This window comes from Streptomyces fragilis (assembly GCF_003112515.1).
Classification (GTDB): domain Bacteria; phylum Actinomycetota; class Actinomycetes; order Streptomycetales; family Streptomycetaceae; genus Streptomyces; species Streptomyces fragilis.
In genome coordinates this window covers 494,226-506,282 of sequence record NZ_BEVZ01000004.1, presented here as the reverse complement: position 1 = coordinate 506,282, position 12,057 = coordinate 494,226, and the positions used below count along the sequence as shown (strand labels likewise).

Genomic DNA, 12,057 nt, shown 5'->3' with positions numbered 1-12,057 from the left:
AAAGGCATGAGCGAGACCTTGGACAGCGCCGTCCAGACGTACATCGAGCAGCACCGCGCCTCGTTCCTCGAGGAGCTCTCCCAGTGGCTCCGCATCCCCTCCGTCTCGGCCCAGCCCGAGCACGCCGGTGACGTGCGGCGCAGCGCCGACTGGCTGGCGGGCGCCCTGAAGGAGACGGGCTTCCCGGTCGTCGAGGTCTGGGACACCCCGGGCGCCCCGGCCGTCTTCGCCGAGTGGCCCGCCCAGGAGTCCGACGCCCCCGTGGTCCTGGTCTACGGCCACCACGACGTGCAGCCCGCCGCCCGCGAGGACGGCTGGGACACCGATCCGTTCGAGCCCGTCGTCAAGGACGGCCGCCTGTACGCGCGCGGCGCCGCCGACGACAAGGGCCAGGTCTACTTCCACACGCTCGGGGTCCGCGCCCACCTCGCCGCCACCGGCCGCACCTCTCCCGCCGTCCACCTGAAGCTGCTGGTCGAGGGCGAGGAGGAGTCCGGGTCGCCGCACTTCCGCGCCCTGGTGGAGGAGCGGGCCGACCGGCTCGCCGCCGACGCCGTGATCGTCTCCGACACCGGCATGTGGTCCGAGGACACCCCCACCGTCTGCACCGGCATGCGCGGCCTCACCGAGTTCGAGGTGCGCCTGCACGGCCCGGACCAGGACATCCACTCCGGCTCCTTCGGCGGCGCGGTGCCCAACCCGGCCACCGCCGTCGCCCGGCTGGTCGCCGCCCTGCACGACGCGGACGGCCGGGTCGCGATCCCCGGCTTCTACGACGGCATCGTCGAGCTGACCGACCGCGAGCGCGCCCTCTTCGCCGAGTTGCCCTTCGACGAGGAGCGCTGGCTGCGCACCGCCAGGTCGCACGCGGCCTCCGGCGAGGCCGGCCACACCACCCTGGAGCGCATCTGGGCCCGCCCGACCGCCGAGGTCAACGGCATCGGCGGCGGCTACCAGGGCGCCGGCGGCAAGACGATCGTCCCGTCGTCGGCGATGGTCAAACTGTCCTTCCGGCTGGTCGCCGGACAGGACACCGCCCGGATCGAGCAGCTGGTCCGCGACTGGGTCGCCGAGCGGATCCCGGCCGGGATCCGGCACGAGATCGAGTCCGGCGGCGCCACCCGTCCCTGCCTCACGCCGCTCGACCACCCGGCGCTGCAGTCCCTGACCCGCGCCATGGGCCGCGCCTTCCGGCAGCCGATCCGCTACACCCGGGAGGGTGGCTCCGGACCCGCCGCCGACCTCCAGGAGGTGCTGGGCGCCCCGGTGCTGTTCCTCGGCATCTCGGTGCCCTCCGACGGCTGGCACGCGCCCAACGAGAAGGTCGAGCTGGACCTCCTCGTCAAGGGCGTGGAGACCACCGCGTACCTCTGGAGCGACCTCGCGGAAAGCCTGCGCGATGCCCGCTGACACCACCGACGCCCAGGCCGCCGCCGCAGGCGGGCCGGCCGCATCACAGGGGGAGCCCGAACCCGCCGTGACCGCATCGACCACCGAACGCGCCGCCGACGACTCCGCCGGTCCCGGCCACCCGGGCGCCGCCGGCAGCACGGCCGGCGGCGGCCTCGCCGGCCCGCCGGTCGCACTGACCGCGCCCTCCGGCATCGACCGCGCCGCGCACCACCGGCTCGACGAGGCGTGGCTCGCCGCCGCCTGGAGCCACCCCTCCACGCGCTGCTTCGTCGTCTCCGGCGGGCAGGTGCTCATCGACGAGACGCCGGACGGGCGCACCGAGCTGGTGACCACGCCGTCGTTCGAGGCGCCGCTCACCGAGGCCCACCGCTACTTCCTCGGCACCGACGAGGACGGCGTGCGCTACTTCGCCCTCCAGCGGGACTCGCTGCCCGGCCGCATGGACCAGTCGGCGCGCCCGGCCGGGCTGCGCGAGGCCGGCCTGCTGCTGTCCGACCGGGACGCCGGGCTGATGGTGCACGCGGTGGCGCTGGAGAACTGGCAGCGACTGCACCGGTTCTGCTCCCGATGCGGCGGCAGGACGGTCATCGCCGCGGCCGGCCACGTACGGCGCTGCCCCAAGTGCGGGGCGGAGCACTACCCGCGCACCGACCCCGCGGTCATCATGGCGGTCACCGACGACGACGACCGCATCCTGCTCGGACGCCAGGTGCACTGGCCGGAGGGCCGCTTCTCGACCCTCGCCGGGTTCGTGGAGCCGGGCGAGTCCATCGAGGCGGCGGTACGGCGCGAGGTCTTCGAGGAGGCGGGCGTGATCATCGGTGACGTCTCCTACGTGGCGAGCCAGCCGTGGCCGTTCCCCTCCAGCCTGATGCTCGGCTTCATGGCGCGGGCGACCACCACGCACACCCAGGTCGACGGCGAGGAGATCAGCGAGGCGCGCTGGTTCTCCCGCGACGAACTCACCGCCGCGTTCGCCTCCGGCGAGGTCCTCCCGCCCTACGGCATCTCCATCGCGGCGCGCCTCATCGAGAACTGGTACGGCCGTCCCCTGCCCACCCGGGCCGCCGCCTGACGGTTCCGGCGCGGTGAGGTCGGTCCGGCACCACGCACCGCGGGCACGGCGCGGTGCACGGTGCCGGACCGCTCCGTGCCGCCCGGTGACTTCGCGCCGTCCGGTGACTTTGCGCCGCCCGGTGGCTCCGTGCCGTCCGGTGAGGCCCCAGTGGGTCAGGTGACCTCACCGCGCGGCCGCGTCGCTCCGACCAGTGCCGCGTACATCGCGTCCGGCTCGTCCGCGTGGAACCGCACCACCCGGACCGGCCGCCCGGCCCTCAGCAGCCGTGGCGCCTCCACCGCCTCGCTCAGCTCCAGCTCGATCGACGTCTGCGACCCGACCGGGAGGTTCAGCTCCCCCTCCGCCCCGGCGTGCGAGTACGCCGACCGGCGCCGCACCACCGCGATCCGCTCCAGCGGTATCGCCAGGTCCAGGTGCGCCCCGCTGCGCACCCGCAGCACCCCGCCGCCCAGCACGTGCGGCCGGACCACCGCCGCCGCTCGCAGGCCCAGCAGGAACAGCACCGTCTGGACGTCGAGCACCAGCACCACCGCGTGCGCCGCCGGCCAGTCGGCCAGCAGCACCGACAGCCCCACCGTCTCGACCAGGCAGACGAAGAGCAGCCCGTACATCATGGCCGCGTCACCGCGCGCGTGACCGAACGCCAGGTCCCCCTCCCGTACGCCGTGCCGTGCCCGCCGCACCCACAGGACCAGGCTCTGCCACAGCCGCAGCTCGTGCCCGGCCAGCCGCAGCACCGGCTCGGGCACCAGCCCGCCCGCCGCCCCACGCCACGACAGCCCCGCGCGCCGCAGCCGCCGCCCGCTCATCGGGCGCCCGCCGCGCGCCCGTCCGGCTCCCCCGACCCCGCCGCCCGCCGCGCCCGCGCACGCCGTCCGGCCACCGCGAGGCCGTGCCGGAGCGCCTCCCGCTGCGCGGGGGACAGCCCGGACAGGAGGGCGTCCGCGCTCGCGCCGTCGGACTGCGCACCGCCCCACTCGACGAGGAGCTCCGGGGGGAGCAGGTCCGCCATCAGCCGGCCCGCCTCCACCACCCGGGGGTCGTCCGCCGGGACGTCCAGCAGCGCGTCCATCCGCCGGTAGAGCTCGTGCGACCGCTCCACCACCTCCGGCCGCGCGGTCATCGCCCCCAGCGTCTCCACCAGCCGGTCACGCTGCTCCGCGGGCATGACGGTGTCGAGCAGCGCCAGCACCTCCCGGTCCAGCGCCGCCGTCGGCGACCCGGCCGGCCCGCCGAGGGAGGCGAGCAGAGCAGCGAGCCGCGGCGACAGGGGTCCCTCGGGGGTGAGCCGTCCGGCCCGGGCGTCCACGAGGACCTCCGCGAGCCGCTCCCGGCGTTCGCGGATCAGCCGCTCCTGCCGCGCCAGGTCGTCGTCGAGCTCCTCCAGCACCTCGGCGAGGTCGCGGCCCGCGTCGTCGGCGAGCACGTCCCGCACCTCGTCGAGACCGAGTCCCAGCTCGGTCAGCCGCCGGATCCGCGCCAGCAGCACGGCATGGCGCAACGTGTACCGCCGGTACCCGTTGGGGTCCCGCTCCGGCTCCGGCAGCACACCGACGTGGTGGTAGTGCCGCACGGCGCGGGTCGTCACCCCGACCAGGGCGGCGAGCTCTCCTGTTCGCATACGACCAGGAGAAACCCTGACGCTGCGGCAGGGTCAAGCGGCCGCTCCGGTCGTCGGTGGACCAGCGGCCCGGACCGGTCCCCGGATGGCCTCGGCGAACCGGCGGCCCCGGAGGACGCGAAACCCCCGCCGGCGGCCGTCGAGGGCCGCCGGCGGGGGTCGCGGTGGAGCGGGGTCAGGCGCCGAGGGCCTGCTTCACCTGGGCCAGGCTCGGGTTCGTCATCACGACCGCCTCGCCGCCCGCGGCGGGCACGACACGGACCGTCGGCACGACCTGGTTGCCGCCGTTCACCTTCTCGACGAAGAGCGCCGACTCCGGGTCCTGCTCGATGTTTATCTCCTCGTACGCGATGCCCTCACGGCTCAGCTGGCTCTTCAGCCGGTGGCAGTAGCCGCACCACGTGGTGCTGTACATCGTCACAGTGCCGGGCATGGGCTTCGCGCTCCTCGGGGAGATGGGGGACGGCTGTCGCACGACGGTCTGTCGCACCCGGTGAACATCCCGTGCACGGCCGGCATTCCCGCCGCCCCGAGCCGGGTGAGCTACACCGCATTCGTACGACGAATACCTGTGCCCTGTGGACGGCCGCCTCATCCGCACCGGGCGACCTGGCAGCATGGCGGGGTGACACCAGCAACGCACTCCTCCCTCTTCCCCGCCGTCCCGGACTCGGCCGACGCGGTGCTGGAAGGGCTCGACCCCGAGCAGCGGGCCGTGGCCACCGCGCTGCACGGGCCGGTGTGCGTCCTGGCCGGTGCGGGGACCGGCAAGACCCGTGCGATCACCCACCGCATCGCCTACGGCGTGCGCGCGGGCATTCTCCAGCCCGCCACCGTGCTCGCCGTCACCTTCACCAACCGGGCGGCCGGCGAGATGCGCGGCCGGCTCCGCCAGCTCGGCGCGACCGGCGTGCAGGCCCGCACCTTCCACGCGGCGGCGCTGCGCCAGCTCCAGTACTTCTGGCCCAGGGCGGTCGGCGGGGCGCTGCCCCGGATCGTCGACCGCAAGATCCAGGTGGTCGCCGAGGCGGCCGCCGGCTGCGGCCTCCGGCTCGACCGCGGAGAGCTGCGCGACGTCACCGCGGAGATCGAGTGGGCCAAGGTCACCCAGACCGTCGCTGCCGACTACGCGGCCGCCGCCGCCAAGGCGGGGCGGGAGGCCCCCCGGGACCCGGCGGAGATCGCCCGCGTCTACGACCTGTACGAGGAGCTCAAGCGGGACCGCGGCGTCATCGACTTCGAGGACGTCCTGCTGCTGACCGTGGGCATCCTCCAGGACCGGCCGGACATCGCCCGCGAGGTCCGCGCCCAGTACCAGCACTTCGTCGTCGACGAGTACCAGGACGTCTCCCCGCTCCAGCAGCGCCTGCTCGAACTGTGGCTGGGGGAGCGGGACAACATCTGCGTGGTCGGCGACGCGGGCCAGACCATCTACTCGTTCACCGGGGCCACCCCCGACTACCTGCTGGACTTCCGCACCCGTCACCCGGGCGCCACCGTGGTCAAGCTGGTCCGTGACTACCGGTCCACGCCCCAGGTGGTGCGGCTCGCCAACGGCGTGCTCGGCCAGGCCACCGGCCGGGCCGCCGACCACCGGCTGGAGCTGGTCTCGCAGCGTCCGTCCGGGCCGGAGCCCCGCTTCGCCGAGTACGCCGACGAGCCCTCCGAGGCGGAGGGGGCAGCCCGCGCCATCCGTGGGCTGATCGCCTCCGGCGTCCCGGCGGGCGAGATCGCCGTGCTGTTCCGGACCAACGCCCAGTCCGAGACCTACGAGCAGGCGCTCGCCGACGCCGGGGTGCCCTACCAGCTGCGCGGCGCCGAGCGGTTCTTCGAACGCCAGGAGGTCCGCCAGGCCGTCCACCAGCTGCGCGCCGCCGCCCGCTTCGGCGGGAACGACGCGCTGCTCGGGGAAGCCTCCGACCTGCCCGGGCTGGTGCGCGCGGTGCTCTCCGGCCAGGGCTGGACGCCGGCGCCGCCGGCCGGCTCCGGGTCGGCCCGCGAGAAGTGGGAGTCGCTGGCCGCGCTGGTCCACCTCGCGGAGGGCTTCGCCGCGGCCCGGCCGCAGGCCGCCCTCGCGGACCTGGTCACCGAACTCGACGAGCGCGCGGCCGCCCAGCACGCCCCCACGGTCCAGGGCGTCACCCTGGCCTCCCTGCACTCGGCCAAGGGCCTGGAGTGGGACGCCGTCTTCCTGGTCGGAGTGACCGAGGGGATGATGCCGATCACCTACGCCCGCACCGACGAGCAGGTCGAGGAGGAACGCCGCCTCCTCTACGTCGGCGTCACCCGGGCGCGGGAGCACCTGCACGTCTCCTGGGCCTTGTCCCGGTCGCCGGGAGGCCGGCCGAACCGGCGGCCCAGCCGGTTCCTGGACGGCCTGCGCCCGGGCAGCGGCTCCGCGGCAGGGGCGCGCCCGGGCCTCGCGGGCGCGGGCGGCGTCGAGTACGGCACCGCGGCGGGCGGCGCGGACGGGATCCGGGCGGCCGCCCGCGCGGAGCGGGCGGTGCCCCGGCGGACGCGGCGCACCGTGGCCCGCTGCAAGGTCTGCGGGCGCACGCTCACCGACGCCGGCGAGATGAAGCTGATGCGCTGCGAGGACTGCCCCTCGGAAATGGACGAGGGCGTCTACGAGCGGCTGAGGTCCTGGCGCGAGGTGCAGGCGCGCCGCAGCGGGCAGCCGGCCTTCTGCGTCTTCACCGACAAGACGCTGATAGCCATCGCCGAGACCGTGCCCGAGGACCCGGTGGAGCTGGCGCGGATCCCCGGTGTCGGCATGCGCAAGCTGGACCGCTACGGGGCCGACGTACTGGCCATTTGCGCCGGTCAGGACCGGACGGAGGCGGACTGAGCGGCTCCGCAACGCACCGTTGCCAAGTCGTCGCAAAAATAGTTTGCGCCCGCCGTGTGATCCCCCATAGGTTCTAGACCACGGAAACACGGAGCCTCCGAAAAGGCTTCGGCTCCGTGCTGTACTGACGTCTGTATCCGCCGGACCGTTCGCGGTCCCCCAAGACGCCGAGAGGAGGCGATTGAAGTGATCAGCAAGACCAACACCACCGGCATCAGCACCACCCGTGCCTTCAGCACCGTCGCTCTGGAGAACGATCATCTCGTCGCCTCGCTGTGCGCTCTCGACGCCTTCGACCGTGGCACCGGTGTGTCCGCCTCCGTGCTGTCCGGCTCCGACGTCACCGGTCTCGGCTTCGGCCTGGTCGGCGGCGGTCTGGCCGAGGGTGGCCTGCTGCTCGGCGCCACTGTCTTCGGCGCCCCTGTCTTCGGCAGCCGGTCCGAGTCGGCCTTCGCGGGCATTTCCGTCCGCGAGGAGCGACCGACCAAGGCACTGGAAGCAGGAGTGGCGAAGGCTCAGGCCTTCGGCTACGCGGCGGCCGGTGCCGGTAAGCCCCAGCAGACGATGAACCACCCCCAGACGATGTGGGCCCTCCGCGGGCCGGAACCCTGGAGCGATCCAGCCTGATGTCCTCAGGCCGGCGCCTTCAGGGCCGCGGAACCCCATCAGGGATCCGCGGCCCTTCTGTTTTCCCTGGACAGGGGAGACGGACCGAAGGACCTCGGGACAAGAGAACAACCGGTACCCACCACCGGCCGACCGGCCGGACGACACCAGACGAGGAAGAAACCCCGTGCAACTCGAAGCGCACGCCCCGTCCGTACCGCCTTCCGACACGATTTCCCCGCCCGGCCTCACGGAGGACCTTTCCTTGACTCCTCTCATCACCCTGACCGCTCTCGACGACGCCATCGAGGGCCTCGGCACCCCGGTTCCGTGCCGTTCCAACGACCCCGAGGTCTTCTTCGCCGAGTCCCCGGCCGACGTGGAGTACGCCAAGTCGCTGTGCCGCACCTGCCCGCTGGTCGACGCCTGCCTCGCCGGCGCGAAGGAGCGGCGTGAGCCCTGGGGCGTCTGGGGCGGCGAGCTGTTCGTCCAGGGCGTCGTGGTCGCCCGCAAGCGGCCGCGTGGCCGCCCCCGCAAGAACCCGGTCTCGGCATGACCGGCCCCCGCACCATCGACGCTCCCCACACGCACGATCCCCGGAAACAGGCCCCGATGAAGCTGTCCACCTTCGAGCAGCCCGCAGGCTCCCTGCCTGCCACCCGAGACTTCCCTTACACCGGCGCACTCGAGGTGCGTCAGAACAGGACCCGAGAAATGCAACTCATCCCAGAAGCCCTCGCACGTGCGCATATGCACGAGCGGATGCGCGAGGCCGAGCTCGCTCGGCCCGGGCTCCGCATCCTCGCCGCGCGGCGGATGCAGCGGCGGGCCGAGCGCGCGTCGATGCGCGCCCGGCGCGCGCTGGCGCTCGCCGTGATGCAGTAACCGCCGCGACCGTCACGCCGCCCGGCCGCGACACGACGGAGCCGTGAGGCGATGCCGTCGTGAGGCGACGCCGTCGTGAGGCGATGTCGTACGGCGAAGTCGTGAGGCAGAGACGACGGGGCCGCTCCCTGCGGGGGGCGGCCCCGCAGTGCGTCCTGCCCGGCGCGGGTGCCGCCCTCTCACTCCGCCGGAGCGAACCCCGGGAGCCACGACTCCAGTTCGTGCCGCAGACGGACCGTCGCGCCCAGCTGGCACAGGACGCCGATGGTGCTCAGCGTCACCCGATGGATCAGCAGGTACGAGGGCGGCAGGTTGAGCCGCTTGCCCAGCTGGTGCGCGGGCGACCGCGGATCGGCGAGACGGCCCGCCTGCCCCCTCAGCCATCCCCGGCTGAAGGTGAACTCCGCGGCCCTCGCGGGTTCGATGATCGGCATCAGGTAGTCCAGCACCGCCTCCGGATCGAGCTCGACGGTCTTCTTCACGAAGCCTTCGGCGCACAGCCGGGCATGAACCGCCTCGGCCTCCCCGTCCAGCGCCATCCGCAGTGCCTCGCCGATGGGCGAGGGCAGCCCGCCCGGCAGCCGGTCCACCGTGCCGAAGTCCAGCACGCCCAGGCGCCAGTCCTCCGGATCGTCCGACCCCTCGGTGAGCAGACGGAAGTTGCCCGGGTGCGGATCGGCGTGCAGGAGCCCGGTGCGCGCCGGACCGGAGAAAAGGAAACGGGCCAGCAACTGCCCGGCACGGTCCCGCTGTTCCCCGGTGCCGTCGGATATGACCTCGGAGAGGGGCGTGCCGTCGATCCATTCGGTGACCAGCACCTGGTCGCAGTGGTGGACCACCGCCGGCACCAGCACGTCCGGATCGCCGGCGAACTCCTCGGCGTGGACCCGCTGGGCCTCGGCCTCCAGACCGTAGTCCAGCTCCTCGCAGACCCGCTCCCGCAGCTCGGTGATCAGCGGCTTGACGTCGATGCCGGGGACCAGCGGCCCCAGCAGCCGCGCGAAGCGCCCGAGTTGGGTGAGGTCGGAGATCAGCGCCTCCCCCGCACCCGGGTACTGCACCTTCACCGCCACCTCCCGACCGTCCTGCCACACCGCGCGGTGCACCTGGCCGATGGAGGCGGCGGCCGAGGGGATGTCGTCGAATTTCTGGAAGAGGTCCCGCCAGTCCTCGCCCAGGCGTTCGCGCAGCACCGCGTGGACCGTGCGGGTGGGCATCGGCGGCGCGGCCTCCTGAAGCTTGGTGAGCGCCGCCCGGTACGGACCGGCCAGCTCCTCCGGCAGGGCCGACTCGAAGACGGACATGGCCTGCCCGAACTTCATGGCGCCGCCCTTGAGCTCGCCGAGGACCTTGAACAGCTGGTCGGCGGTGCGCTGCTGGAGCTCACGGCCCACCAGCTCGGCCGACTCGCCGACGATCCGCTTGCCCAGACCCCAGGTGGCCCGGCCCGCGAGGCCCAGGGGGAGGGCGGCGAGTTTGGCGGTCCTGGTGACCGCCTTGCGGGGAAGATCAGACATGCGCCCTCCAAGTCCCGGGCCGGCGCGTCCGGTTTGCCCGATGGCACGACTCGGCCGACGGCCTCTGCTCAGCCATTGTGACCCGTGACCGCCCCGCTGCCCCGGACAGTTCCAGGACTGCCTGCCCCGCTGCCCCGCAGGGACAGTCCGGATGCGCGGCGACCTCCCGGGGCCGCCAGCGCAACCCGGGCAGCGCGGCCTCCCAGCGCACCCCCGCCGCGTGCGGCGCCCCGGCCGCGGAGAGACCATCGAGGAAGGCGAGGGCATGGCCGGCGGCCGTACCGGCGACCGCCGTGGCCAGCGCCACGTCGCAGGCGGGCGGCGTCCTGGGCCGGCGGGAGCGCCACTGCGCGAGGAGCCGGGGCCAGGTGGGGTCCCGCTCCACCCGCCACCGCTGCAGGCACTCGGCGCACGGCGTCTCGCCCGGCAGGACCAGCGGGCCCACCACGCCCGTCGCCTCCACCACCCCGGCGTACAGGTGCGGGATGCCCGCCGCCAGCAGAGGCTCGGAGTCGAGAGGGTCGGGGGAGTGGACGGCGAGGTCGTCCCGCGGGGTGAGCAGCACCAGCGCGAAGCCGGTGTCGTCGCGGAACGGGCAGGGCGAGCCCCGGCGCGGCGGACGCTCGGGGGCCGCGTCGCGGACCAGCCGGCGCGCGGCGTCGGAGCGGCGCTCGCCGACGGAACCGGGCGGAAGGCCGCCGGGAGCCACGTCCCACGGCTCCACGCAGCCGCCGTCGCGCACGTCCACCTCCCCCACGCCGGCCGCGGACAGCAACGCGGCCAGCGCCGCGCCCACCCGGCCCACGCCACGCACCTGCACGCGCAGCCCGCGGCGGGCCGCCAGCCGGCGCTCCGCGTCACCGGGTGCGGGCGCCGTCAGGGAGAGCGAGGCGAGGTCGGAGCGGAGCCGGTCCACGGCGTGCGGGCGCTCGCGCAGCGCGTCGGCCCCCGCCCCGCCGCCGGTGGCGTCGTCCAGCAGGCCCGCGTCGGAGAGGCGCTCCACCAGCCGGTCGGCATGGTCCTCCGGCAGCCCCATGCGCACCGCCTCCTCGCGCAGCAGCTCCATGCCGCGGGTGCCGTTGAGCAGGTCCAGGAAGGTGCCGGTCACCGTGTCCACCGGCCCGAGCGTCATCGCGTGCGCCGGGGTCATCCCGAACTGCACCGTGTTCAGATCGCGCCAGCCGCGGCGGAGCGCGGGCTTGACCCTGGGATGCACGACGACCAACCCCTTCACGGACGTATGTGACCGAATCCACCTGAACAGCCCGGAACGGGCCGTCGACCGCCAGCATGCCCCGATGTGCCGTGCGGGCGTCGGGAGTTGTCCACAGGCACCAGGCACTTGTCGTACCGATCCGATGAACGGCGGCCCGAGCCGGTATGGATGTCGGACCGGATCGGGTGCGGACCGGGGGACGCCTCCGGTCGCAGGCGGTAACGTCATGGGGTGCCCTCCGACCCTTCCCCCAGTGCCTTCACGCAGCAGCCCGGTCCCTCGGGTGCGCCTGTCGGAGGTTCCTCGGTGGACGCGGTGGAGGTCCGCAGGAGCACCCGCAGGCGCCGTACCGTCTCCGCCTACCGGGAGGGCGACCGCACCGTCGTGCTCATCCCGGCCCGCATGTCCGCGGCGGAGGAACGGCGATGGGTGCGGGTCATGCTGGACAAGCTGGCCGCCCAGGAGAGCCGGCGCTCCCTGGACGACTCCGACCTCGGCCGGCGCGCTGCCCTGCTCTCCGAGCAGTACCTCTCGGGCCGGGCCCGCCCGGCCACGGTCCGCTGGGTCACCAACCAGAACAGCCGCTGGGGCTCCTGCACGCCCGCCGAGGGCAGCATCCGGCTCTCCCACCGGCTGCAGGGCATGCCGGAGTACGTCGTCGACTACGTGCTGCTCCACGAACTGGCCCACCTGCTGGTGCCCGGGCACGGCCCCGACTTCTGGCGCCTGCTGGAGACGTACCCCCGCACCGAGCGCGCCCGCGGTTACCTCGAAGGAGTGGTGGCCGCAGAACGGTTGCCGCATCTGCCCGCCGCGCGGCCCGGCGATTCGGACTGAGATCGTCCGCGTTTCGTAGCGGCTCTGTCCCGAGGT

At 74.0% G+C, this 12,057-nt stretch carries 12 protein-coding genes; 7 read left to right on the top strand and 5 right to left on the bottom strand.

What is annotated here, in order from left to right:
• Nucleotides 1–6: 6 nt before the first annotated feature.
• Nucleotides 7–1,410, top strand: a complete 1,404-nt coding sequence (locus tag Sfr03f_RS15545) for a dipeptidase (RefSeq protein ID WP_108954489.1) — start codon at nucleotides 7–9, stop codon at nucleotides 1,408–1,410.
• Nucleotides 1,411–1,585: 175 nt separating this feature from the next.
• Nucleotides 1,586–2,488, top strand: a complete 903-nt coding sequence (gene nudC / locus Sfr03f_RS15540; RefSeq protein ID WP_245967620.1) for an NAD(+) diphosphatase — start codon at nucleotides 1,586–1,588, stop codon at nucleotides 2,486–2,488.
• A gap of 155 nt (nucleotides 2,489–2,643) precedes the next feature.
• Here the strand turns inward: nudC and Sfr03f_RS15535 are convergent, their stop codons facing one another.
• From Sfr03f_RS15535 to Sfr03f_RS15520, 3 genes are all read right to left on the bottom strand, one after another.
• Nucleotides 2,644–3,300 carry a hypothetical protein gene (locus Sfr03f_RS15535; protein WP_159105651.1) on the bottom strand — a complete coding sequence of 219 codons (657 nt, stop codon included), beginning with the start codon at nucleotides 3,298–3,300 and terminating at the stop codon, nucleotides 2,644–2,646.
• Complete coding sequence (locus Sfr03f_RS15525; protein ID WP_108954485.1) at nucleotides 3,297–4,112, bottom strand: MerR family transcriptional regulator; 816 nt, start codon at nucleotides 4,110–4,112, stop codon at nucleotides 3,297–3,299. The genes Sfr03f_RS15535 and Sfr03f_RS15525 overlap by 4 nt, the downstream gene beginning before the upstream one ends.
• Before the next feature lie 175 nt (nucleotides 4,113–4,287).
• Nucleotides 4,288–4,545, bottom strand: coding sequence for a mycoredoxin (locus Sfr03f_RS15520; protein ID WP_108955001.1), 258 nt, complete (start codon nucleotides 4,543–4,545; stop codon nucleotides 4,288–4,290).
• A 192-nt stretch (nucleotides 4,546–4,737) separates the two neighbouring features.
• Between Sfr03f_RS15520 and Sfr03f_RS15515 the strand changes: the two genes are divergently transcribed.
• From Sfr03f_RS15515 to Sfr03f_RS15500, 4 genes are all read left to right on the top strand, one after another.
• Nucleotides 4,738–6,960 carry an ATP-dependent DNA helicase UvrD2 gene (locus Sfr03f_RS15515; protein WP_245967572.1) on the top strand — a complete coding sequence of 741 codons (2,223 nt, stop codon included), beginning with the start codon at nucleotides 4,738–4,740 and terminating at the stop codon, nucleotides 6,958–6,960.
• A gap of 186 nt (nucleotides 6,961–7,146) precedes the next feature.
• Nucleotides 7,147–7,587 (top strand): hypothetical protein, encoded by a 441-nt coding sequence (locus Sfr03f_RS15510; protein WP_245967571.1) that lies wholly within the window; start codon nucleotides 7,147–7,149, stop codon nucleotides 7,585–7,587.
• A gap of 166 nt (nucleotides 7,588–7,753) precedes the next feature.
• On the top strand, nucleotides 7,754–8,122 hold the full coding sequence (locus Sfr03f_RS15505) for a WhiB family transcriptional regulator (protein ID WP_108954483.1): 369 nt from the start codon (nucleotides 7,754–7,756) through the stop codon (nucleotides 8,120–8,122).
• On the top strand, nucleotides 8,119–8,451 hold the full coding sequence (locus tag Sfr03f_RS15500; protein WP_108954482.1) for a putative WhiB-interacting protein: 333 nt from the start codon (nucleotides 8,119–8,121) through the stop codon (nucleotides 8,449–8,451). Before Sfr03f_RS15505 ends, Sfr03f_RS15500 begins: the two co-directional genes overlap by 4 nt.
• A 179-nt stretch (nucleotides 8,452–8,630) precedes the next feature.
• Here Sfr03f_RS15500 and Sfr03f_RS15495 read toward each other — a convergent pair whose 3' ends face one another.
• On the bottom strand, nucleotides 8,631–9,968 hold the full coding sequence (locus tag Sfr03f_RS15495; protein WP_108954481.1) for an ABC1 kinase family protein: 1,338 nt from the start codon (nucleotides 9,966–9,968) through the stop codon (nucleotides 8,631–8,633).
• Entirely contained in the window at nucleotides 9,961–11,184 is a 1,224-nt protein-coding gene (locus Sfr03f_RS15490) for a ThiF family adenylyltransferase (RefSeq protein ID WP_108954999.1), read from the bottom strand. The genes Sfr03f_RS15495 and Sfr03f_RS15490 overlap by 8 nt, the downstream gene beginning before the upstream one ends.
• Before the next feature lie 231 nt (nucleotides 11,185–11,415).
• On the opposite strand from Sfr03f_RS15490, the gene Sfr03f_RS15485 reads away from it, so the two are divergent.
• On the top strand, nucleotides 11,416–12,021 hold the full coding sequence (locus Sfr03f_RS15485) for a M48 metallopeptidase family protein (RefSeq protein WP_108954480.1): 606 nt from the start codon (nucleotides 11,416–11,418) through the stop codon (nucleotides 12,019–12,021).
• The last annotated feature ends 36 nt before the right edge of the window (nucleotides 12,022–12,057 follow it).

Coding starts and splice junctions, on each gene's coding strand:
- Sfr03f_RS15545 (WP_108954489.1), top strand. CDS start 7: ATGAGCGAGACCTTGGACAGCGCCGTCCAGACGTACATCGAGCAGCAC.
- Sfr03f_RS15535 (WP_159105651.1), bottom strand. CDS start 3,300: ATGAGCGGGCGGCGGCTGCGGCGCGCGGGGCTGTCGTGGCGTGGGGCG.
- Sfr03f_RS15525 (WP_108954485.1), bottom strand. CDS start 4,112: ATGCGAACAGGAGAGCTCGCCGCCCTGGTCGGGGTGACGACCCGCGCC.
- Sfr03f_RS15520 (WP_108955001.1), bottom strand. CDS start 4,545: ATGCCCGGCACTGTGACGATGTACAGCACCACGTGGTGCGGCTACTGC.
- Sfr03f_RS15500 (WP_108954482.1), top strand. CDS start 8,119: ATGACCGGCCCCCGCACCATCGACGCTCCCCACACGCACGATCCCCGG.
- Sfr03f_RS15495 (WP_108954481.1), bottom strand. CDS start 9,968: ATGTCTGATCTTCCCCGCAAGGCGGTCACCAGGACCGCCAAACTCGCC.